Below are 22,472 nucleotides of genomic sequence, written 5' to 3'. Positions count from 1 at the left end.
GATTTTATTTTTGTAATTTTTTAAGAGCTTCTTTTACTAACTCACTTGTATTTGTACCCTTACAAGTTTTTAATATTTTTGAAACCATATCTTTTTTAAAGCCTAAAGATTCTAAAGCAAGTGCTGCTTCAAGAGAAGCTGATGCTGCTAAATTATCTTCACTAGAGTCATCACCATCTACAATAAATCCTGATAATTCTACTAAGATTCTACTTGCACCTTTTGGACCGATTCCTGGAACTCTTTTTAACATTGAAACATCATTGTCTGTTACAATTTGAGAGAAAGAACTAGGAGTAAAAGTTGAACAAATTGCTAGTGCTACTTTTGGACCTACTCCATTGATTTTGATTACAGTGTCAAAAAGCTTCTTTTCATTTGGGTCTAAAAAGCCATAAAGAGTATGGGCATCTTCTCTTATTATTTGAGTTATGTGCAGTGAAATCTCATTAGATGTTATCTTTTGAGAACAGTTAATAGATACGTTAACTTCGTATATTATACCATTTACATTTATGTTTAATAATGTGGGCTCTTTTTTAGTTATTTTTCCTTCAAGACCTACAATCATTTTCCTACTTTTGTTAAATTTTATGTTACAATTAATATTTAATAAATAAATTAGATTATATAATAAATAGACTTAAAAATAAAGGCTACGACAATGTTTGATTTAGTAACAAAGAAGATTAGTAATAAAATCATATTTTCACTTTTGGTTTTACTTACTATAAGTACATTAACAATTGTATATTTCAGTACAAAAGAAGTTAGTAGAAATACAATTGAAAATACAAAAGAAAACTTGGAAATGTTAAACGCAGCAATGTTCCAAAGTTTAAGAAATGCGATGAATACTGGTGACCCTGCTCAAATTAAAAAAGCAGAAGAAGATGCAAGAGAAATTAAAGGTGTAAAAAATTTAACCGTAGCAAAAAGTAAACCTTTAATGGAAATGTACCCAAACCCTGGATATGAGTATACCACTGATTCAGAAATACTAAAAACATTTGAAACTAAAAAACCTTTATTACTAGAAACAGATGATGAAAGTGGACATAATTTAAGAATGGTTAAACCAATGGTTGCAACACAAGAATGTTTGTTATGTCATGCCAACCAAGCCAAAGGTGATGTTATTGGTGTTATGGATTTAACATTCTCACTAGATGAAGCTGATGATGAAATCTGGGATTTACTAATTCATATTTTAGTTGTAGCTACAATTGCTGGATGGATAACGATTTTATTTGTATTCTTTATAGTAAAAAGAGCTACAAATACAATAGGTGATTTAAAAACGGGATTCCAAAAACTACTTGAATCAAATGATCCAACAATTACACTTGATGTTCAATCAAAAGATGAAGTGGGTGAAGTTGCTGATTTATTTAATGCTTACATGGCAAAAGTTAGAGCTGGACTTAAAAAAGATGAAGTTGTTATTGAAGAAGCAAATGATATTTTAGAGAAAACTGCTAGTGGATTCTTTGTTTATCAAGTTGAAAGTACTGCTTCTAACCCTCATGTTGAAAACTTAAAAAATCAATTAAATGCAATGATTTTACATACAAAAGAAACACTTGATAAAATCAACGAAACTCTTAGAAAATATTCTGAGTCTAAATTTGATTATAGAATTGATGACAAAGGTATTTATGGAGATTTAGGTTCTCTTGCATCAGGAATTAAATTAGTTGGAAACAATACATCTGAAATTTTAGCAATGATTATGAATACAGGTGATTCATTAAATGAAAATACTAAAACCCTATCAGGAGCTTCTCATAATCTATCAGCTTCATCAAATCAACAAGCAGCATCATTAGAAGAAACAGCAGCAGCCTTAGAGCAAATAACTGCTAATATTCAATCAAACACACAAGCAACAGTTAGAATGTCACAACTTGCACAAAGTGTTACAAACTCTGCTAAAAAAGGTGAAAGCTTAGCTAATAGAACAGCAGGAGCAATGGATGAAATAAATACTGAAGTTAGCTCTATCAATGAAGCTATTGAAGTAATTGATCAAATAGCATTCCAAACAAATATTCTTTCATTAAATGCAGCTGTTGAAGCAGCAACTGCTGGTGAAGCTGGAAAAGGTTTTGCTGTCGTTGCTCAAGAAGTAAGAAATCTAGCTTCAAGAAGTGCAGAAGCAGCTAAAGAGATTAAAGAGATAGTTGAACTAGCTACAAATAAAGCCCAAGAAGGTAAAAATATATCTGATGAAATGATAGAAGGATATAAAGAGTTAAATGGGAACATTGCTAATACAACTGTGACTATTGAAGAAGTCGCAAATGCTTCAAAAGAGCAAGAAAGAGGTATTGTTCAAATAAATGATGCGATTAATACACTTGATCAAGCCACACAAAAAAATGCACAAGTTGCAGGTGAGATTTCACATATGGCTGAAAATATTTCAACTATGTCAAATTCATTAGTAACAGCAGCATCAAGAGCTTCTTTCTTAAAAGAGTCTTTAAATAAAGTTTGTGATGTGGATTTAGTTTATGATACTGCTGAATTAAAAGTAGACTTACTTACAAGAAAAGATGATACATACTCTAAACTTGGAACTTATAACTCTTGGAAGGTACCAGAAGATACAAATCTTAAAAACTGGTGTGAAAAGCATAAGGTATCAGGTAAAAAACAAAACCATGATACTATGAATGAATTAAGTATTTTAACAGATAATTTTAGATCATCTCTTCAAGCTTTAGTTGATGCTAATGCAAATAAAGAAGATAATTCTAGTTTAAATCAAAAGGCAAAAGAAGTAGAGATTACAACACTTAAAATATTTGGTAATTTAAATCATCTAAAAGAAGATGCTTGTAAGAAATAAAGAAGTTTAAATACTTCTTTATTTAAGCTTGCATTTGTTTAATTAGTTCTTCTAACTCTTTTTCACTTAGGTTATCATCACTATCAATACTTTTAGCACTATTGGCTAAATTATATTGAGATTTATCAATATCATTTTTTTCACAAACAAAATTTACAACTTTTTCTATTCTTTGTCTATATAAATCTTGATGTTGAAGATGACCCATTGCCTCAGAAACTTGACTTCTTATTTTGTCTTTTTCATGTTCAATTACACTTAAACTTTCAGTAGAATCTGAGATATTTTGTAGATTTTCATATATTAGAGTAGCGTTATTTTCTGATTGTTTTATTACATCACATAACTCATGTATTAGCTCTTCATACTTCATATGTCTTCCTTGAATATACTTTATACATGAGTTTAACCTATTTTTACTTAATGAAAAGAAAAATGTTACTTTTTTATTACTAGTGGATTATTTCTGCTATTAGCTCAGTTGCATAAGAACCTTTTGGAAGATAAAATTGTAACTCCATCCAGTTTTTATCTTCTTTATAATTACTCTCAACTTCATCAGGGAAAACCCAAGCAAATCTTCTTGCACCATCTTGTAAAGTTTTAGCATCAAACTCTTTTTCTATTTCATAAGCTAAGCCTTCACTGTTTTTAACTCTTTTACCAGCTAAAAGTCCAGTTGGTACTCTATCTCTTTCATAGAATTTATTAGATTCTGTTTCTAAATCCTCAATAGTGAAAATTTTTCCGAAAGGATAATGAGATAGTAAATCCCCAGTAATTAGCTTTAGTGGGTGTTTTTGCTTTTTCATTTCTTTTACAACATCAAGTGGTAAATTTAATTTTTCATAAATTTCTTTTGGTTCAAAAGCTTCTACAAGTTTAGATATTTCTATTCTTTTTGAAAGCCAAGAGTTAAAAAGATGACTTTGATATGCATTAATATACATCTGTTTTAGGTTTCTTCTTTTCTCTTTTAGTTTACCATCAATAATATCTTTACCTTTTTTGTAATTGTCACCTTCAATACCAAATCTTTGAAAACCAAAGTAGTTTGGCATACCAAGAGTAACAATACTACTTAAAGCTTGTTCAATTTTTCTTTGATCAACAAGATTTACTCTTTTTAATCTAATAAAAAATTTATTTCCTTTTAAGTGTCCTACTTTTATTTTGTTGTTATGGTAAGTTTTTTCTAAAATCTTAATATTTGGATGTTCAAAATTATTTATTTTTTCTTCAAAACTTTTATGAAGAGAAATAGACTGAATTGTCATTGCATTTTTATCTTTTAATCCTGCATAACCAATATCTCTTACTTTACATCCAACATGATTTGAGATAATCTCAACTGCATCCCAAGTAGATAAGTCTTTTTTTCTTATTTTTAAAATAAGATGTTCACCCTCACCTGAAAACTCATATAAAGGCACTTCTGTTACTACGAAGTCATCTTTTGTTTGTTTAAATACCACATCAATTTTTGCATGATTTAAATATCTTTGTAATTGTTCCAATAATTTTCCTTGTTTTATTTAAAAATGGTGATTTTTAACTTTTGTTCTATATTTACCTTTTATTGCTTTTGCAAATATATTTAATTTTACACCATGTTTTTTGGCTATTTTTTCTATTTTTTTTCTATTTTTTTCTTCAAAAGTGAAAAGTATTTCATACTCTTCACCTGAAGTTCCAATCTCATCACTTATTTTTTCAAAAAATTCAAATCCAAGCTTACTTTGCTTTGATAATCTTTCTAACTCAAAAAATAAACCATCTGATATATCTAATGAAGCATTTATATATTTTGAAGCCTCATAAAAAAAGTCAGCACTTAACTTGGGCTTGATAAACTTTGAGTTTTTTGACACTTTTTTATTTTTAAAAAGTTTTTCCAAATCTTTTTTACAGCTTCCTAAATCACCTGTAAAGCAAACTAAATCATCTTTTTTTACACCATTTCTATAAATAGGATTTTTGATTTTTGATATTATTGTGATAGAGATATCAAGTTTTTCATTAGCAATAGTATCTCCACCAATAATCTCTATATCAAACTCTTTTGCTGCTTTTTTAAAGCCTTTTGCTAAATCTTTTAGTTCATCATTTGAATAGGATTTTGGGATAGCAACAGTAAGTAGTGCATACTTAGGATATGAGTTCATAGCAATTGCATCTGAAATATTAACTATCATAGACTTATAAGCTATTTGTCTTAAGCTCATCCACTCTTTTTTGAAATGAACATTTTCAAAAAATGCATCCATTGAGTATGACCACTTACCCACAACAGCAGCATCATCACCAATAAATTTACTATTTGAAAACTGTTTTATAAAATAATCTTCTTTATTCATATGAAATTATACCAAAGAAGAATAAAACAAGAGCTTTTTTGTTACTAAAAAGTTACATTTTTAAATAGGATAGTTTTTATCCTATTTATTTTTAAGAAAATTATTGTATAATAATGGTCAAATTAAAATATTAGGAGACAAAATGCCAAAAATTAATAAATATGTTGACATCGACACTGTTGAAAGAGAAGCAAAAAAAGATTTAATTGATAGACACTCACCATTCATCCACTGTGCTGAAACTGCAAAGCAAGGTGAACCATTTGAAGTAACTGTAAAAATGGGTAACGAGTATACTCACCCAGATGATTTCGATCACTACATTGAGTCTGTATCATTATTCAACGGTGAAACTTTATTAGCAAAAGCTACTTACGTTCCAGGAACTTTAGGAAACGTTAAAGCTCATAATACAACAACTTTTACTGTTATTCCAACTGGTAAAAAATTAAACTTAGTAGCTCATGGTTACTGTACTAAGCACGGAATTTGGGAAGGTACACCTGTAGAAGTAGCTGTAGAAGCTTAATTTCTATTTGTATCTTAATTTCGTAAGAAGGTAAAAGCTTTTAGCTTTTGCCTTTTTTTATATCTTCTAAAAGATCCTCCGGTTTAGCATAGTAAAAACCTTGTGCCATATTTGCTCCAAGACTTAATACTGTTTGTTCGACTTCTTTATTATCTATAAACTCAGCAACTGTTTGAATACCACTTTTTTTAGATAGGTTTATTATGGCTTCTACTATATTTTTTGAGTTTTGATTTGTATTTATATCTTTTATCAAACTTCCGTCTATTTTTACAATATCTGGCTTCATATTAAATAGTTGCGTAAAGTTAGAGTATCCACTACCAAAGTCATCAATAGCTAACTTACAGCCATAGGACTTGATCTTTTCTATAAAATCATAAACATACTCATAACTATCTATTTCATCACTTTCTAACATCTCAAAAGTTATGTATGAAGCAACTTCTTTATTATTTGATAAAGTTGTATATATATACTCTAAGGTTTTTGAATCAATTATATCTTGATATGATAAGTTTATTGAAACTGCTTGTTTTCTTAGGTTTATAAACTCAATACTTTTTTTGATAACTATTTTTGTAATCTCTGGATAAAGTTTAGATTTTTTTGTAATATCAAGAAAAAAATATGGGCTAATTGCTTTTTCATTTTCGTCAATAAGTCTTACTAAAGCCTCATATTTTACAATTTCTTTTGTTTGTAAATCTACAATTCCTTGGAAAAAAGGCCTTATTTTATCATTTTCAATTGCTTGTTTAACCTTTGCAAGCATTGAGAAGTTTTTTAAAGTATCCTCTTTTTCATTCATTTCTTTACTATAAACATTAACTCTTTCATAACTATTCTTTGATTTAGATATTGCTATTTCTGCATTTTTTAAATATGATTGAATATTTGAAATTCCTATATTTAAACTAACTGGAACTTCAATAGATTTATATACAAATTTATTATTATCTAGTTGACTTAGTAAATCTTGTGATATTGATACTAACTCTTTAATTGCTTTATCATTAAATAAAATAGCAAAATGATCAACCCCCACTCTATATACTTTCTCAAACCTTTTGTCTAAAAATTTTGCAACATCTTTTAATAAAAAATCACCACCTTCATATCCTATAAGTGAATTTACTTTATTAAAATCAATTATATCTATTAAGATTATTGAGTTGTTTTTATCTTTAGAATCAAGAGAATAAGATGTTCTATTTAATAATCCTGTTAAGTCATCAAATAAAAGATTTTTTTCATTTTTATTTTTTAGTTTGATTATATTTTGCGTATCTTTTCTTGACTTATCAATATAATAAAGAATTAAAACTATTGATAAAAGATAAGCAAAAAGAACCACGTAAAATTTAAGCTGTACTTTATCTCGTAGAACTTTTGACTCTTTTTCTAAGCTTTCAAACATTTGTTCATTTATATAAATAAGTCTTGTTTCCTGTAGTTCTTCTAATAACTCTTTTAATTGAGGTATATTTCTATAAAGTAAATCAATATGAATAAATATCAATTCAAAACTAGACTCCTCTACTCTTTCATGATTTTTAAAATAGTTATAAAGCTTTTTATCTATATTTGTTTTTAAATCAAAAGAACTGTTTAATAACATAAATTCTGAAACTATATCTATTAATTTTGTTGAGTATTCAACACTGAAATCATCTCTATTCTTTATACTTCTTTTTAGATTTGTAAGAGAGTTTTTTACCTTTGCATTTTTTCTCATAAAATCATAAGTGAGTTCTTCAAAATGTCTATACTCTAACTGAAAACTTGATATTAAATTAAAAGTTTTTGGATAGTTTTCTTCATAATTAATATTTTCAATAAAAGTTCGATTCTCTTTTATTTTTTCTACTATATTATCATTATTGTAATGAAGAAAGATTATAGAGTTTTTTATCTCTTGAAGATGACTTGTAACATTGTATTTTATTTTATAAATATTTTCAGCTAATTTATTATAATCTTTATTAAATTTATCCAAATCTTTTTTCAAATTTAAAGCAAGGATAAATACCCCAAAGGATAAAGCAAGAAGCATTAATAGTTTAAAATTTAACCTTTGCATTTTATCTAGTTATCCATGTTTTAGGAAGTTCACCTGTTAGAGTATTTAAAAACAACTCAATTAATTCAACTTCTTCATGTTTTATTACTATACCAAGATTATAGTAAGCCATTAGACTTATTGCATGTTTTAAATCATTAACATCCCCTGAATGAAAATATGGAGCAGTTTTAGCCACATTTCTAAGACTAGGAACTCTATAAACATCTTTGTCTTTCTGCTTATTTGTATATTTAAATCTATCTTCCCAAAGGCTATTATTTTTACTACTATTATAATTAATAATAGTTCCAAATTTTTGATAAGAGTTTCCACCCAAATTTATTCCATTATGGCAAGAAACACAACCATAAGAATTAAATAGCTCTAAACCTTTTTTTTCTTTAGAAGAAAACTCAACTTCACCTCTTAAATATTTATCAAATTTTGAATTTGGAGTTATTAGAGTTTCTTCAAAAGCAATTATAGCATCAATACTATTTTTAAAGTTTGGTTTTTTTCCATATGCTTCTTCAAAAAGCTTTTGATATTTTAAAGATGTTCTTAGTCTTTGTTCAATAAGTTCTTTTGAAATATTCATTTCATGTTCATTAAAAAGTGGTCCATCTAAAAGTTGCTCTTTTAAATTATTTGCTCTTCCATTCCAAAAAAGACTTAAGTTAAATTTATTATTAAAAATACTTGTTGTATTGATACTCCCTATTTTATTATTGTCTCCTAAACTAAACTTTTTATCATCTGCACCATAAATACTATGGCATGAAGCACATGATATGTTTTTGTTTTTAGATAGTAATGTATCAAAAAATAGTTCTCTTCCTAGATTTACCTTTTTTTTATCATAAGATAAAGTAGTAGGTAAAGGTTTATATATTTCTTGTGCATTTAAATTTAACAATAAAAAAATTGAAATTAAAATTAGTTTGATTTTATTAATAACCATATATTGAAGTTATTATATATATTTTACACTTAATTTACATTGTAAAATGGGAGTTTTAACAATTATTTATATTTTTATCAGCTAAAAATAATTAATATTTGTTTGATATTTTTATTTAAAGATAGAGTTTTTCTTTTACAATGCGATTAAGACCGCATTGCTAAGAAAAATATTATTTTACAAAAGAACAACAATAATCAACTAATGAATGTACTTTTAATTTAAATTTTGAATTTGCAGGAATTTCAAAAGTCGCAGGCCCTTCATATTCAACCCAATCTTCAGCAGGAAGCATAACTTCTAGTTTTCCTCTTTGAATATCCATAATCTCTGAATGAACCGTATTTAATTCATACTCACCAGGTAACATAATTCCTAATGTTTTTTTAGATCCATCTTCAAACTCAATACTTCTACTAGTGATATTTCCTTCAAATAAAATATTTGCAGCTTTTGCAATTGATACATTATTAAATTCTGCCATCTACATTTTCCTTACATAATTATTTTTAAATATCATATCATAATTAAAATATATTTTTTATGAATATTCAAGCAAAAGAGTAGTTGTTTTTTGTTATAATCGCAACATTATACATTAAGGGAAAAAATGACTATTCAAAAACAATTAGAGCAACTAATAAAAAATGATGTATTGACTGATGTTGAAGATTATATTGATGAACTATTTGAATTAATTGCTTCAAAAAAAGATGATGAAAGAACAAAAGAAGAATTAGCAGATATACAAGAGATGAGAGATGATTTTCTTGAAATGCTTAAAGATATAGAAGCAGGTGAAATTGATGATGAAGAGTGTCAAGAAATTATTGAAGAAATAAATGAGATGTTAGAGGACAAGTAGTAATTGCAAGGATATATAATAGATATTAAACCAGTTAAAGATGATGACTTAATAGTTACCATTCTTACTGAGAATCATTTATATACTACTTATAGATTTTATGGAGCAAGACACTCAAATATAAATATTGGTTATAAAATAGATTTTGAACTTGAAAATACAAGAGCTAATATACCAAGGCTTAAAGATGTTATTCAATTAGGTTTTGAATGGATATTAGATTATGAAAAAATGTATTGTTGGCAAAGATTTATAAAATTATTTAACCCACATTTAAAAGATTTAGAAGAAGTTGATTCTTATTACTTTTATCTATTAGACCACCTCACGCATGTAATGATAAAGCAAAATGCACTAAGAGCAATTTGTGAGACATATATAAACCTACTTGAACATGAAGGAAGACTTCATACAAATTATGAGTGTCTTTTATGTGAAAACACCATTACAAAAGATATATCACTTGTTAGAAGTTTTCTTCCTGTTCATGCAAAATGTACATATAGTAAGGTTTTTGAAATGAGAAAAATAAAAGAACTCTTTGAAGAAAAAAAGCTCATTAGCTTTTCAGATGAAGAGGTTGAATACCTGTGGAACATAATACTTCAAGGTTTATAAGTAAAAAAGTAATATAATAAATAACATAAACCTAGGAGTTATTATGTCAAATATTTCTTCAAATAATGCAAGTGCATATTTAGATGTAGATAGTGAAGATTTAGCTATTGAGTCTTTATTAAGTAAATATGATATCCATATAAACAATAAATCTTATCTGTATAGTTTAAGTGATGACTATGATGCTTTTATAGAATTTATATCACAACTATATATTAATGAAGAAGAAATACCTTATGACATAAAAAATGAGCTTAAAAATAATTTTCATTTCAAAACTTATTTAATTGATAATATTCAAAGTAGATTAAATAATATTCTAGATAATAGCTCAACAATTTTCTTCAAAGAAGTAGTAACAATTATAAATCTTTTATCTTTTGGAAAAGATTATAATCTATTTAAGAGTTATAATCTATTTAATTTAGAAAACCTATCTAAGTTATTTAGAGATTACGAAGATAAACTACAAAATGAATATGAAAAAAAAGATAAGAAAAACTTTGAGAACAGTTTCACTCAGTATGTACTATTGATTGAAACACTAAATAAGATTTGTACAGTAAATTCAAATGATGTCTATAGAAAAAGAACAATAAATGAATTAATTGATTTAATCACGGAAACAATAAATATTACAAAATTTAAAGTATCTATTGGTGATGAAAAGATAAATATATTAAATAATATTTTAGGAAAACTACTGTTCTTTTATTCTCATATACCATTTATAGATATTAAAAATAAAGATTACACTTACCTTATAAATGAGTTTTATTTTTATTTTCAAAAAACATGCGATGGTTACGAGTTATCAAAAAATACAAACTTTGCAAATGAACAAAACCATCAAAAGTATTATTGTATTTTTTTAAATTCTTTAAGTACTCTATTATCAAACTTAATTTATAAACTTCACCATAATTATGATTTAGAAAACACAAATGTTTTAGAAAACTTTGCAAATATTTTTGATTTATACAAACAAGAAGTAACACATAAAACTATAAAAGATTTTAAGTGTATATATGAATTTCAAGAAGACTTGATTGATAATTTTTCATATATTTACAACAATAATACAAACAAGAATTACGATTATACTCAGATACTTGACGTGTTTATAAAGAATAAAGAGTTTAATAGTATAAATATGCAAATAGTTCTTTGTATTGTACTTTATTCAAAAAAAATAGATGAAAATAAATTAATTGAAATTTTAGAAATACTTATAAAAAAAGATAAGTTTGAAAATGATTACCATGAATACTATAAACTATCTTTGTGTGATGTTATTATTTCAAAACTAACAAAACTTAACAATGATATTATAAAAAATAGTCTTCATTCTAAAATAATTTCATATATAGAAACAAATAAAATAGCTTCACACCTTATGGCTATATACTCTAAACTCTATTTATCTTTATCTGCTTATTATTCATACTATGATGATGAAAAGTCTATTGAAACTACTAAAGAATATTTTTACAAATATATAAGTATAAATGGCAAATCTCTACTTGAAAATGAATATTTAGAGCTAAACAATGCAGTTCTTGTAAATCTTGGGAAAAACTACGTTGAAGATATAAAGATTAGTGATTTAGTTTACGAGACAACAAAATATAGAGAAATTGGTCAAAATATTATAGAGAAGTATGCAAAAAGATTTGAAATCACCTTAAAATATAATATAAACCAAAAACTAACAAATATCGTAAGTGAAATCTTTACAAAAGAAGGTTTGGATAGTGATACTTTAAATAAAAGTATTGAAAACTTTATTTCAAATGAAATATTTCATGGTCTTATTTTTTGCGCCATTGAAGGGCTTTGTGAAGAAAAATGTAGATTAGTTGACTTAGGATATAAAAAACTTGAAATACCCCTAATGGAAGGCTATAAACTAAGAATGGCTTATTCTAAAGTATATGAACATATATTTTTAGAGATTTTTGAAAAAAACAAGTCTTATATAATACAAAACCTCATAAATATTATCATTAGTTATTTAAAAAGTATCCCTATATATATAGATTCAGTTACTACGCTATTTAATACAAATAAATTAAAAAAAGATTTAAAAAATCAAGAAAATGAAGAAATTACATTTATTGAAATTTATTTTGATAATTTAAAACAAATCAATAGTAAATACACTTATGATAAAGGTAATAAACTATTTAAACAATTTGCTTTAAAAATAAATGAAGAAATACCTGTATATAGACTTCAAGGTCCTACATTAGCTATTTTAAGTAATAAAGAAGAGTATAAAAATTTAATTGAAAAAATAAAAGAGATTACTTTGAATCATGAAGATATTAATATAAAACCAGAACTTCAAATTTCAGTTACATGGGGTGATAGTCAAAATATTTTAGAAAAGTCAGAATATGGAATGTCTTTAGCTAAAAATAGTAAAAATGGATATTATGAATTTAAATAATTAAGGTTTAAAACCTTAATTATTCGTCTAGTAGTCTGTCTTGAAGTGTCTCTATAGCTTTTTCTAAAGATTTAGTATGAAGTCCATATTTAGTAGCTTTTTCAACTGCTTTTGCACAATTCTCTTCACTTAAAGGATCTGTAACATTACAAGCTGTTTTAATAACATCTAAAATTTGAGCTTTTTGTTTAATTGATGCATTACATTTTTCTACATCATCTACAAATTCAATCATATCAATTAAATTATCACTTAATTTCCAGTGTCTAAAGATTTTCGCTGTTATTTCTGAAGTTGATAAACCAACTAATTCTTTTTCAACAGCAGCTACATCTTCACCTTGAGCAATCTTAGCTTTAAACATTTCTGTTTTCTTATCTGAAACTATTATGTCAGCTAAAATAAACTTACCAGCTTCTTGTAAAAGTGCAGGAAGTAAAAGCTCTTCTTTTAAATCATAATCAAATTTTGAAACCCATAAATGAGCTAGAGTTGATGAAAGGTTTGAAGCTCTCATAAAATCATCACTACTAATACTATATGGCTCTAAATTCGACATCAGTAAATTCTGAACTGTTCCACCAATAGCAATAGAAATTGTAAAATTAATTCCTAAAAGATTGATTGCTCTACTTGGTGTTTCTACTTTAGATCTAAATCCAAACATTGCTGAATTTGAAATCTTTAATAATGTAGAAATGATTAAAGCGTCTTTTTCTACAATTTGTAGTAACTCAAATGCTTCTTTATCACTTTTTCTTCTAAATTCCTCTATTTCACTAATAGTCTTAGGAAGTGGAGGAAGAGATTCTATTTTTTCTAATATGCTTATAGATGACAATTTAAACTCCTACTATAATAATTTTCTATTGTAACACAATGTATATCAATTATGTATTAAATCTGAAATGCATTACATCACCGTCTTGAACAATGTAATCTTTACCTTCAAGTCTTAATTTTCCAAGCTCTTTACACTTAGATTCTCCACCATTTGCAACAAAGTCTTCATAAGAAATAACTTCTGCTTTTATAAATCCTTTTTCAAAATCATTATGAATTACAGCAGCTGCTTGAGGAGCTTTAGTCTCTTTTTTAATAGTCCATGCTCTAACTTCCATTTTACCAGCAGTGAAGTAAGATTGTAGCCCTAGTTTATCAAATGCTTTATGTATAATTTGCTCTAATCCAGACTCAGCAACACCAAGATCTGTTAACATCTCTTTTGCTTCATCATCTTCCATACCAACAAGCTCTTCTTCAATTTTAGCACAAAGAGTAATAACATCAGCATCTACAGAGCTTGCATGTTCTTTTAGTTTTTCAACATACTCATTTGTTCCCTCCATTAAAGAGTCTTCATCCATATTTGCACCATAGATCACATCTTTATTTGATAAAAATCTTAATTCTTTATCCATTGCAAGGAAAAGTTCATTTTCTTTATCTTCAAAAGTTTTTACAGGTTCTAATTCACTTAAATGAGCCATTAACTCTTCAGCAACAACTAACATAGCAGCAGCTTCTTTAGAACCTTTTGATTGTTTTTTTAACTTTTCGATTTTCTTTTCACATTGAGTAATATCAGCATAAATCAACTCTGTTTCAATGATTTCAATATCCCTAATTGGATCTACATCACCTTCAACATGAGTTACATTTCCATCATCAAAACATCTAACCATATGTAAGATAACTTCAACTTCTCTAATATTAGATAAGAACTGATTCCCAAGTCCTTCACCCTTACTTGCACCTCTAACTAATCCTGCAATATCTACAAAATCAATAGTTGAGTGCTGAATCTTATTTGGGTCAACAATTTTTGCTAATTCATCAAGTCTTTTGTCAGGTACTGGAACAACAGCTTTATTTGGTTCAATTGTACAAAATGGATAGTTTTGAGCCTCTGCATTTTGTGCTTTTGTTAAAGCATTAAAAGTTGTTGATTTACCTACGTTTGGAAGTCCTACTATTCCTACACCTAATCCCATTTATTTCCTTTTATTTAATGATAAATATTTTATTTTACTATAACCTTCAAGAAGGTATTTGAAAGAGACTTTTTATTTAAGTATCAAAAAGATTTCTAATCAATTAAGAAGGTATTACTTGAAGTGTATTATAAACGAAAATTGCAAAGAATTAGATAAAGTACATAGGATTTAAATCCTATTTTTTAGGATTTGAGTTTATGAAAGTTTATTTAAATAGTTTGTTGCTTGATTTAAGCTAAGACCTGATTTTGAACATGCATCAATTAATGTTTCTTTTGTATCTAAAAGTCTTAAAAGTACAGTAAATTTATATTTTCTTGTTAATGTTGTCATTTTTTTCCTTTCTATTATTTCGCAAAGATAAAGCATAATGCTTTATCTTCAAGCTAAAAGAGAAATAGTTAATTAAACTACTTCAACATTCTTAGCTTGCTCACCTTTTTGACCTTCGCCAATTAGGAAAGTTACTTTTTGTCCGTCTTCTAACGATACTCTTCCGTAACCTGTTTGATTGATTTCACTGTAGTGTACAAATAAATCTTTACTATTATCTTCTAATTGGATGAATCCAAAACCTTTATCATTGTTGAACCATTTTACTGTTCCATTTTGTCTATTTTCCATAGAGTTTCCTTGTTAATACAAATGTATTATTTAAATTTTTATAAAGTCAAAGTTTGAGTATCTAAATATTTGAGAGTTTTAATCAATGTTTATTAAAAAAAGCAGGTCAAAGTGAAGCTATTACAATCGTTAATCTTTAAAAGTTAGGACATAGTAACACAATAGCTAACTAATAGCAAGCTTTTTGTATGAAAAGGCAAAAGAATTAGTAAATTAAGACTTTACATAATATAATTAGTTATATTTAAATAAATAAGGGCGAAAATGAGACTATTTATCCTAAGCATTATACTTTTCAACCTAAATGCACTAGAACTTCAAAAACCTAAAGTTTATAATAAAGAACAAGATAATATCAAAGGCTGGTATATGAGTGAAAAACTTGATGGTATTAGAGCATATTGGAATGGAAAAGAACTTTTAAGCAAAAATGGAAATAAAATATATGCTCCGTCCTGGTTTACAAAGGATTTTCCAAATTTCAAACTTGATGGCGAATTATGGACAAAAAGATCAGACTTTGAAAATATCCAAAATATTGTATTAGATAAAACTCCTTCAAAAGACTGGAAAAATATAACTTACAATATCTTTGAAGTGCCACATGAAAAAGGAGATTTTAGAAAAAGACTTAAAAAAATAAAAAACTGGCAAAGAGTCAATCAAAACAAATATATAAAAATCATACCGCAGATAATTTGTAAAAACAAAAAACACCTCAACAAATATCTAAATGAACTTATTAAATTAAAAGCAGAAGGCATAATACTAAAAAATCCAAATATAACCTACTTTGAAGGAAGAAATGAAAATATTCTTAAGGTAAAAAAGTTTTTTGATATGGAAGCTTTAGTAATAGGAATAAATAAACATGAAGATGGAAAATTTAAAAGTTTGAAAGTAAAACTAAAAAATGGAATTAAGTTCAATTTAGGAGGAGGTTTTACAAATGAACAAAAAAAGAAGCATCCTAAAATAGATGAAGTAGTAACTTTCAAATATTATGGTTTCACAAAATATGGGAAGCCAAAGTTTGCATCATTTTTAAGAGTAAGAAGAAGTGAATAAATCACCTCTTCTAATAAAAAACTATTTGCCTAAGCCTTTTAAGAACTCAATAGTCATTCTAACACCAGCTCCTGATCCACCATATGGGTTATATCCCCATGATTTTTGAGCATATGCAGGTCCTGCTATGTCAAAGTGTATCCATTTGTCTTTATTTTCTTCACAAATAAAGTTATCTAAGAAAATACCTGCTGTAATTGCTCCACCATATCTAGTACTAGCGATATTACAAATATCTGCTACTTCTGATTTGATAGTTTTTCTTAAATATCTGTTAAAGTCTAAAGTTGTTGCGTACTCACCTGACTTTAAGGCACTTAAAACTGCATTTCTTTTTAAAATATCATCATTACCCATAATACCTGTTGTATATTCACCAACACCAACTACACAAGCACCTGTAAGTGTTGCATAATCAAAAATATAATCAATATCTTCAATCTCATCTTGGGCATAACATAAACAATCAGCAAGTACAAGTCTTCCCTCAGCATCTGTATTTCTAACTTCAATAGTTTTACCATTTTTAGCCACTAATACATCATCAGGTTTATAAGCATCACCACCTACCATATTTTCAACAGCACCAACGATTCCGTGTACTTCATAAGGAAGTCCAAGTTTTGCAACAGCCCAAAGAGTAGCCATAACAGCACAACCACCAGCTTTGTCAAGTTTCATTGTTACCATAAAATCTGCAGGTTTAAGTGATAATCCACCTGAATCATAAGTAAGACCCTTACCAACTAATACAATCTTTTTCTTTGCATTTTTTGGTTTATATGACATATGAATAAGTTGAGATTCATGAACTGAGGCTCTACCAACACTTAACATTGCATTCATATGGTTTTTTTCTAAAAAGTTTTCACCATAAACTTTACAATCAATGCCAGCATCAACTGCTAACTCTTTTGCTAAATCAGCCATAACTATAGGGTAGAAGTCTTGAGGAGTTGAATTTACCATATCTCTTGCTTTATTTACAGCTTTTGCTATAACTTTTGAGTCATTTAAAACTTCATTAATAGAAGCTTCATCTTCAACTACAAAAATAAGCTCTTGTTTCTTCTTCTCTTTTTTCTCTGACTTGTATCTATCGAAAGTATAAGACCCAAGTAAAGCTCCCTCAATCAAAGCTTTTACATTTTCACTTAAAGCACCACTTGATAAGTCAATTTTTGCAGTTTTATACTTTGTGCTTTGAAGTTTTTTTACAGCTGTAGCAATTGCAATTGCGATACTATCATATGTATCATCTTCAAAACCTACATATATTTTTTTTGATTCAGGAAGTAAGATACAAGCTTCATCAACTGCTTTAAAATCTAAGGCTTCTAAAACTTCCTCATCCTTTGTATCTTCAATTTCATTTATTAAAATGATTTCTAAATCTGCTTTTACTTTTTTATAATTTTTTGTATTTATACTAATTTTCACTATTTATTTCCTTTTCTAAAGTTTTTCTATCTACTTTTTGTGTTGCTTTATTGAAGTAGTAAATTATACTTCCTCCAAAAGCAATTGCAAATGGTAAAGCTAAATACCAGTGTTCTTTTGCCCAATGTAGTACTTTTAAAATCTCTTCACCAAAATACCAAACAGGTACAATAGTAAGTGCAGCCCAACACCAAGCACTTATAAGATTAATAAATGCAAACATTTTTGCACTATATCTTGTAAGACCAATTGAAATTGGAATAATTGTTCTCATTCCATACATATATCTTTGTACAAAAATAATAGGCCAACCATACTTTTTAAGAAGCAAGTGAGCTAATGCAAACTTTCTTCGCTGACCTTTGAACTTTCTATGAACATAAGCTTTATTGAATCTTCCAGTATAAAAATATACTTGATCTCCTACAAAACCACCTAAGCCTGCTATAAATATAGCAATATAAAGATTCATATGCCCATCATGAATAAGAAGCCCAGCCATAATAAGACCAAGTTCTCCCTCCAAAGTACTCCATGCAAATAAAATCACATAACCATATGTTTTTAAAAGATATATAAACTTATTTTCAAAGCCCTGTACAGGTGCTATGTAAAGATTGTAAGCTAAAAAAGACAAAAAAGTTAAAACAACAGCAAATAAAATTTTTCCAGAATGGTTTTGTAGGCTCTTTATCATATATTTTATTTAAACTCCAGTAAATCTTTTGCTTGAACCATATCTTTATCACCTCTACCTGAAAGGTTTATAATAACAGTTTTCCCTTGGAACTTTTCTTTTGCTTTCTTCAAATAAGCAATTGCATGTGATGATTCAAAAGCAGGAATAATACCTTCTTTTTGACTTAACCAAACAAAAGCATCTAAAGCCTCATCATCAGTAACTGAATCATACTGTACAGTTTTCATATCTTTATGATAAGAGTGTTCAGGTCCAATTCCAGGATAGTCAAGTCCTGCACTCATTGAGTGAGCTTCTAAAACTTGTCCATTTTCATCTTGTAAAAGGTATGAACATTGTCCATGTAAAACCCCTGGTCTTCCTTTTTCTAGCGAACATCCGTGTTTATCTGTATCAAGTCCTAAACCACCTGCTTCAATACCAATACAAGTAACTTCTTCATCTTCTATAAAATGTGAGAACATACCAATAGCATTTGATCCACCACCAATACAAGCTACTACATAATCAGGAAGTTTTCTATCTTTTTCTAAGATTTGTTTTCTTGCTTCATAACCTATAATAGCTTGAAAATCTCTAACCATAACTGGATAAGGGTGAGGTCCTGCAACAGTTCCAATTACATAGAAAGTATCTCTTGCATTTGTAACCCAGTATCTAATAGCATCATTCATAGCATCTTTTAAAGTCTTACTTCCTGACTCTACTGCTACTACCTTTGCTCCTAAAAGCTTCATTCTAAATACATTTAGCTCTTGTCTTTGAACATCTTTTGCACCCATAAATACTGTACATTCTAAACCTAAAAGTGCAGCAATAGTAGCACTTGCAACTCCATGTTGTCCTGCTCCTGTTTCTGCAATAATCTTAGTTTTTCCAAGTTTTTTTGCAAGTAAACCTTGGGCTATTACATTATTTACTTTATGTGCACCTGTATGATTTAAGTCTTCTCTTTTTAAATATACTTTTGCACCTATTTCATCACTTATATTTTTCGCATGATAAAGTGGGTTTTCTCTACCTACATAATCTCTTAAAAGTTCATTTACCTCAGCCCAAAACTCTTTATCAAATCTATATTTATTATATTCTATTTCTAATTCTTTTAAAACAGGCATCAATGTTTCTGGTACGTACTGACCACCAAAGATACCAAACTGTCCCTTATTATCTGGGTCGTGCTTACTTGGTTTTGGTATATAATCGTTCATATTTCTCTCTTTATACGTCTAGCACAGAATAAACTGGTGCTACTTTTTTTAGTTTTTGTGCGCCATCTAAAATCTGAATATTCATTAAAAAACACATTTCCACTAAATCAACATTTAGTTTATTTATAAGATTAGCTGCTGCGTAAGCAGTACCACCACTTACTATAATATCATCTATTAAAAGAACTCTTGCATGAGTATCACCTCTAAATGCATCTAGATGAAGTTCAATTTCATCAAAACCATACTCTAATTCATATTTTTCACAAACAGTAGTACTTGGTAATTTACCTTTTTTTCTAACTGGTACAAAACCAATACCTAATCTATCAGCTAAAGCCGCTCCAAAAATAAAACCTCTTGAGTCAATACCAGCAATATAATCTAAGTTGTATTCTTTGTATCTATCTTCTAAGTGTTGCATAAGTAAAGCAAAGGCTTCTTTGTTGTTTAATAGTGTAGTTATATCTTTAAAAATAATGCCAGGTTTTGGAAAATCTTCCACATCTCTAATAGAGTCTAGTAATAATCTTTTGTCATCTTCATTTAATTTTTTTAAGCTCAAAATATTTCCCTTTTTATCTAGATGATATTTTAGTAAATATTTTAGCTAAAAGTTTATTATTGTTTTATAATTGTTTGTGATGTGGGGTTATTTTATACTATGACTTATAGCCATTTGGATTATTTGATTGCCAATTCCAAGTATCAGAGCACATCTGCTCAATTCCTTTTGTTGCTTCCCAATCTAAAGTTTCTTTAGCATAACTTGGATCAGCAAAACATTTTGCAATATCTCCTGCTCTTCTATCTACAATTTTATAAGCTACTTTTTTACCACTAGTGTTCTCAAAGGCTTTTATCATATCTAGCACGCTATAACCATTTCCTGTTCCAAGATTTACAGTTAATACTTCATTTATACTATTTATTTTCTCTAAGGCTTTTACATGACCTGCTGCTAAGTCTACCACATGAATATAATCTCTAACTCCTGTACCATCATGAGTTTCATAATCTCCACCAAATACACTTAAAAACTCTCTTTTTCCAACAGCAGTTTGAGCGATAAATGGCATAAGGTTATTTGGTATTCCATTTGGATCTTCACCAATAGTTCCTGACTCATGAGCTCCAACTGGGTTAAAATATCTTAGAAGTACTATTTTAAAGTCATTGTCAGAGATATAAACATCTCTTAATATCTCTTCTATAAAATATTTTGTTCTACCATATGGATTTGTAGTTGCGCCCACTGGAAAGTTTTCTTTTATAGGAGTTGTATGAGGGTCACCGTAAACTGTAGCAGAAGAGCTAAATACTATCTTTTTACAATTATGTTTTTTCATAACTTCAAGTAAAACCAAAGTACCATTTATATTGTTATCATAATATTCTAAAGGATTAGTAACAGACTCACCTACAGCTTTTAATCCTGCAAAGTGAATAACAGAATCTATCTCATATTTTGAAAAAACCTCATCTAAAGCTTTTTTATCTCTAATATCACCTTTTACAAATTCTATTTTTTTTCCTATAATTTTTTCAACTCTACTTAAACTCTCTTGTGAAGAGTTACATAAATTGTCAAAAACTACAAAATCAAAGCCTGCTTCATGTAAAGAGATACAAGTATGACTTCCTATATATCCTGCTGCGCCTGTTACTAGTACTTTCAATATCTTTCCTTTTGCTAAATAAGTTTTAGTATTATAATTTATTATTTATTATTTTGTCTTTAAAGACTCTTTTATTTGAGGTAAATACTCTTTTATACCCTCTTCTAAAGAATATCTTGGTTCATAATCTAAATACTTTTTTGTAGTCTCAATATTTGCTTGTGTAAAAAACTGATATGAACCTATATAGGGATTTTTTATATACTCTTTTTTCTTAGGAGTTTTTAATAACTCTTGCAAAATATTTACAATGTCTTCAAAGCTTTTTGGTTTTGAAGTTCCTACATTGAAAACTCCTGATTTTTTAGGAGTACAAGCTTTTATATTAGCTTGAATTACATCTTCTATATAAATAAAATCTCTTAGTATCTCATCACTTCTTTCAAATAACCTTGGTATTTCACCTCTTAGTATTTGATGGGCAAATTGTATTACCATAGAAGATGTTTTTCCTTTATGAAACTCTCTTGGTCCGTATACATTAAAATACTTTAAGCCCACAATTTGAATATCTAAATCTTTCTTTAGGTACTCATAAGTGATATTGTCCATCATTACTTTTGAAAAACCATAGGCATTATTTGGGGATTCATATCCTACTTCAAACTTAGAACTATTTCCATAAGTTGCAGCTGAACTTGCATAAATCATATTTGCCTTATGTTTTATGGCGATTTTTAATAAATCTTCATAGGCATTTACATTTGTTTTTATCATAATATATTGTTCTAAAACAGTAGTATCAGAAATAGCAGCTTGATGAAAAATATAATCAAAACTATAGTTTTTCTCTAAGTTTTGTAAAGCCTGTTTATCATTTATATCCCCACTTATAACAATGCCTTTAAAACCTAATAAGTTTTCATAGTGCCCAAAGCTTTTTGGATTTCCATTTGAAAACTTATCATTTGATCTAAAACAATCAAAGGCTATGATGCTTGCATTTGGATAGTTTTGTTGAAAATAAAAGCAAAGATTTGAACCTATAAAGCCTGCTGCTCCTGTGATTAAAATAGTTTTATTATTAAAATCTATATTTGTGTACTTCATCT

23 protein-coding genes are annotated in these 22,472 nt (G+C 27.8%); 6 read left to right on the top strand and 17 right to left on the bottom strand.

Going from position 1 to position 22,472, the window contains the following annotated elements:
- Positions 1-4: 4 nt before the first annotated feature.
- The gene (gene ruvA / locus NJU99_RS04590) at positions 5-571 is read right to left on the bottom strand and encodes a Holliday junction branch migration protein RuvA (protein ID WP_254577551.1); all 567 of its coding nucleotides are present in this window, start codon (positions 569-571) and stop codon (positions 5-7) included.
- Between the two features lie 93 nt (positions 572-664).
- Here ruvA and NJU99_RS04585 point away from each other — a divergent pair, with 93 nt between their 5' ends.
- Positions 665-2,854: a methyl-accepting chemotaxis protein gene (locus tag NJU99_RS04585; protein ID WP_254577550.1), complete on the top strand. Its 2,190-nt coding sequence runs from the start codon at positions 665-667 to the stop codon at positions 2,852-2,854.
- A 22-nt stretch (positions 2,855-2,876) separates the two neighbouring features.
- Here NJU99_RS04585 and NJU99_RS04580 read toward each other — a convergent pair whose 3' ends face one another.
- From NJU99_RS04580 to NJU99_RS04570, 3 genes are all read right to left on the bottom strand, one after another.
- Positions 2,877-3,227, bottom strand: coding sequence for a hypothetical protein (locus NJU99_RS04580; protein ID WP_254577549.1), 351 nt, complete (start codon positions 3,225-3,227; stop codon positions 2,877-2,879).
- Between the two features lie 79 nt (positions 3,228-3,306).
- Entirely contained in the window at positions 3,307-4,371 is a 1,065-nt protein-coding gene (gene truD, locus NJU99_RS04575) for a tRNA pseudouridine(13) synthase TruD (RefSeq protein WP_254577548.1), read from the bottom strand.
- Positions 4,372-4,389: 18 nt separating this feature from the next.
- Complete coding sequence (locus NJU99_RS04570; protein ID WP_254577547.1) at positions 4,390-5,211, bottom strand: thiamine-phosphate kinase; 822 nt, start codon at positions 5,209-5,211, stop codon at positions 4,390-4,392.
- Between the two features lie 142 nt (positions 5,212-5,353).
- Here NJU99_RS04570 and NJU99_RS04565 point away from each other — a divergent pair, with 142 nt between their 5' ends.
- Positions 5,354-5,740 carry a class II SORL domain-containing protein gene (locus NJU99_RS04565; protein ID WP_254577546.1) on the top strand — a complete coding sequence of 129 codons (387 nt, stop codon included), beginning with the start codon at positions 5,354-5,356 and terminating at the stop codon, positions 5,738-5,740.
- 40 nt (positions 5,741-5,780) lie between these two features.
- Here the strand turns inward: NJU99_RS04565 and NJU99_RS04560 are convergent, their stop codons facing one another.
- The 3 genes from NJU99_RS04560 to ppnP form a co-directional block, all read right to left on the bottom strand.
- Positions 5,781-7,823: an EAL domain-containing protein gene (locus tag NJU99_RS04560; protein ID WP_254577545.1), complete on the bottom strand. Its 2,043-nt coding sequence runs from the start codon at positions 7,821-7,823 to the stop codon at positions 5,781-5,783.
- A gap of 1 nt (position 7,824) precedes the next feature.
- Positions 7,825-8,721: a cytochrome-c peroxidase gene (locus tag NJU99_RS04555; protein WP_254577544.1), complete on the bottom strand. Its 897-nt coding sequence runs from the start codon at positions 8,719-8,721 to the stop codon at positions 7,825-7,827.
- A gap of 217 nt (positions 8,722-8,938) precedes the next feature.
- Complete coding sequence (gene ppnP / locus NJU99_RS04550) at positions 8,939-9,250, bottom strand: pyrimidine/purine nucleoside phosphorylase (RefSeq protein ID WP_254577543.1); 312 nt, start codon at positions 9,248-9,250, stop codon at positions 8,939-8,941.
- Between the two features lie 126 nt (positions 9,251-9,376).
- On the opposite strand from ppnP, the gene NJU99_RS04545 reads away from it, so the two are divergent.
- The 3 genes from NJU99_RS04545 to NJU99_RS04535 are packed head-to-tail and all read left to right on the top strand — an operon-like array spanning position 9,377 to position 12,701.
- The gene (locus NJU99_RS04545) at positions 9,377-9,631 is read left to right on the top strand and encodes a hypothetical protein (RefSeq protein WP_254577542.1); all 255 of its coding nucleotides are present in this window, start codon (positions 9,377-9,379) and stop codon (positions 9,629-9,631) included.
- A 3-nt stretch (positions 9,632-9,634) separates the two neighbouring features.
- Entirely contained in the window at positions 9,635-10,249 is a 615-nt protein-coding gene (gene recO / locus NJU99_RS04540) for a recombination protein RecO (protein WP_254577541.1), read from the top strand.
- A 43-nt stretch (positions 10,250-10,292) separates the two neighbouring features.
- Positions 10,293-12,701, top strand: coding sequence for a diguanylate cyclase domain-containing protein (locus NJU99_RS04535; protein WP_254577540.1), 2,409 nt, complete (start codon positions 10,293-10,295; stop codon positions 12,699-12,701).
- Between the two features lie 19 nt (positions 12,702-12,720).
- On the opposite strand, the gene NJU99_RS04530 is transcribed toward NJU99_RS04535, so the two are convergent.
- The 4 genes from NJU99_RS04530 to NJU99_RS04515 form a co-directional block, all read right to left on the bottom strand.
- Positions 12,721-13,542 (bottom strand): HDOD domain-containing protein, encoded by an 822-nt coding sequence (locus tag NJU99_RS04530; protein WP_254577539.1) that lies wholly within the window; start codon positions 13,540-13,542, stop codon positions 12,721-12,723.
- Between the two features lie 49 nt (positions 13,543-13,591).
- The gene (ychF, locus tag NJU99_RS04525) at positions 13,592-14,695 is read right to left on the bottom strand and encodes a redox-regulated ATPase YchF (RefSeq protein WP_254577538.1); all 1,104 of its coding nucleotides are present in this window, start codon (positions 14,693-14,695) and stop codon (positions 13,592-13,594) included.
- Between the two features lie 198 nt (positions 14,696-14,893).
- Complete coding sequence (locus NJU99_RS04520) at positions 14,894-15,031, bottom strand: hypothetical protein (protein WP_254577537.1); 138 nt, start codon at positions 15,029-15,031, stop codon at positions 14,894-14,896.
- 72 nt (positions 15,032-15,103) lie between these two features.
- Positions 15,104-15,322 (bottom strand): cold-shock protein, encoded by a 219-nt coding sequence (locus NJU99_RS04515; RefSeq protein WP_254577536.1) that lies wholly within the window; start codon positions 15,320-15,322, stop codon positions 15,104-15,106.
- Between the two features lie 264 nt (positions 15,323-15,586).
- On the opposite strand from NJU99_RS04515, the gene NJU99_RS04510 reads away from it, so the two are divergent.
- Complete coding sequence (locus tag NJU99_RS04510; RefSeq protein WP_254577535.1) at positions 15,587-16,390, top strand: DNA ligase; 804 nt, start codon at positions 15,587-15,589, stop codon at positions 16,388-16,390.
- 21 nt (positions 16,391-16,411) lie between these two features.
- On the opposite strand, the gene NJU99_RS04505 is transcribed toward NJU99_RS04510, so the two are convergent.
- The 6 genes from NJU99_RS04505 to rfaD all read right to left on the bottom strand — a co-directional run bounded on the left by NJU99_RS04505 (position 16,412) and on the right by rfaD (position 22,470).
- Entirely contained in the window at positions 16,412-17,830 is a 1,419-nt protein-coding gene (locus NJU99_RS04505) for a leucyl aminopeptidase (protein WP_254577534.1), read from the bottom strand.
- Positions 17,820-18,527 carry a DedA family protein gene (locus tag NJU99_RS04500; RefSeq protein ID WP_254577533.1) on the bottom strand — a complete coding sequence of 236 codons (708 nt, stop codon included), beginning with the start codon at positions 18,525-18,527 and terminating at the stop codon, positions 17,820-17,822. Before NJU99_RS04500 ends, NJU99_RS04505 begins: the two co-directional genes overlap by 11 nt.
- A gap of 5 nt (positions 18,528-18,532) precedes the next feature.
- Positions 18,533-19,741, bottom strand: a complete 1,209-nt coding sequence (gene trpB, locus NJU99_RS04495; RefSeq protein ID WP_254577532.1) for a tryptophan synthase subunit beta — start codon at positions 19,739-19,741, stop codon at positions 18,533-18,535.
- Between the two features lie 10 nt (positions 19,742-19,751).
- Positions 19,752-20,306, bottom strand: a complete 555-nt coding sequence (locus NJU99_RS04490; protein ID WP_254577531.1) for an adenine phosphoribosyltransferase — start codon at positions 20,304-20,306, stop codon at positions 19,752-19,754.
- Positions 20,307-20,403: 97 nt separating this feature from the next.
- Positions 20,404-21,420, bottom strand: coding sequence for a UDP-glucose 4-epimerase GalE (galE, locus tag NJU99_RS04485; RefSeq protein WP_254577530.1), 1,017 nt, complete (start codon positions 21,418-21,420; stop codon positions 20,404-20,406).
- 48 nt (positions 21,421-21,468) lie between these two features.
- Positions 21,469-22,470: an ADP-glyceromanno-heptose 6-epimerase gene (rfaD, locus tag NJU99_RS04480; protein WP_254577529.1), complete on the bottom strand. Its 1,002-nt coding sequence runs from the start codon at positions 22,468-22,470 to the stop codon at positions 21,469-21,471.
- Positions 22,471-22,472: the final 2 nt, after the last annotated feature.

Source organism: Arcobacter roscoffensis (genome assembly GCF_024267655.1).
Taxonomy (GTDB): Bacteria; Campylobacterota; Campylobacteria; order Campylobacterales; family Arcobacteraceae; genus Arcobacter_B; species Arcobacter_B roscoffensis.
The sequence above is the reverse complement of the archived record's forward strand: the minus strand, read 5'-3'. Positions and strand labels throughout refer to the sequence as shown.

Bases quoted from the DNA above. Each gene is read 5' to 3' on its own strand.
- NJU99_RS04535 (WP_254577540.1), top strand. From the start codon at position 10,293: ATGTCAAATATTTCTTCAAATAATGCAAGTGCATATTTAGATGTAGAT.
- NJU99_RS04560 (WP_254577545.1), bottom strand. From the start codon at position 7,823: ATGCAAAGGTTAAATTTTAAACTATTAATGCTTCTTGCTTTATCCTTT.
- NJU99_RS04545 (WP_254577542.1), top strand. From the start codon at position 9,377: ATGACTATTCAAAAACAATTAGAGCAACTAATAAAAAATGATGTATTG.
- ruvA (WP_254577551.1), bottom strand. From the start codon at position 571: ATGATTGTAGGTCTTGAAGGAAAAATAACTAAAAAAGAGCCCACATTA.
- NJU99_RS04520 (WP_254577537.1), bottom strand. From the start codon at position 15,031: ATGACAACATTAACAAGAAAATATAAATTTACTGTACTTTTAAGACTT.
- NJU99_RS04585 (WP_254577550.1), top strand. From the start codon at position 665: ATGTTTGATTTAGTAACAAAGAAGATTAGTAATAAAATCATATTTTCA.
- trpB (WP_254577532.1), bottom strand. From the start codon at position 19,741: ATGAACGATTATATACCAAAACCAAGTAAGCACGACCCAGATAATAAG.
- rfaD (WP_254577529.1), bottom strand. From the start codon at position 22,470: ATGAAGTACACAAATATAGATTTTAATAATAAAACTATTTTAATCACA.
- NJU99_RS04510 (WP_254577535.1), top strand. From the start codon at position 15,587: ATGAGACTATTTATCCTAAGCATTATACTTTTCAACCTAAATGCACTA.
- NJU99_RS04570 (WP_254577547.1), bottom strand. From the start codon at position 5,211: ATGAATAAAGAAGATTATTTTATAAAACAGTTTTCAAATAGTAAATTT.
- ychF (WP_254577538.1), bottom strand. From the start codon at position 14,695: ATGGGATTAGGTGTAGGAATAGTAGGACTTCCAAACGTAGGTAAATCA.
- NJU99_RS04580 (WP_254577549.1), bottom strand. From the start codon at position 3,227: ATGAAGTATGAAGAGCTAATACATGAGTTATGTGATGTAATAAAACAA.
- NJU99_RS04500 (WP_254577533.1), bottom strand. From the start codon at position 18,527: ATGATAAAGAGCCTACAAAACCATTCTGGAAAAATTTTATTTGCTGTT.
- NJU99_RS04565 (WP_254577546.1), top strand. From the start codon at position 5,354: ATGCCAAAAATTAATAAATATGTTGACATCGACACTGTTGAAAGAGAA.
- NJU99_RS04515 (WP_254577536.1), bottom strand. From the start codon at position 15,322: ATGGAAAATAGACAAAATGGAACAGTAAAATGGTTCAACAATGATAAA.
- ppnP (WP_254577543.1), bottom strand. From the start codon at position 9,250: ATGGCAGAATTTAATAATGTATCAATTGCAAAAGCTGCAAATATTTTA.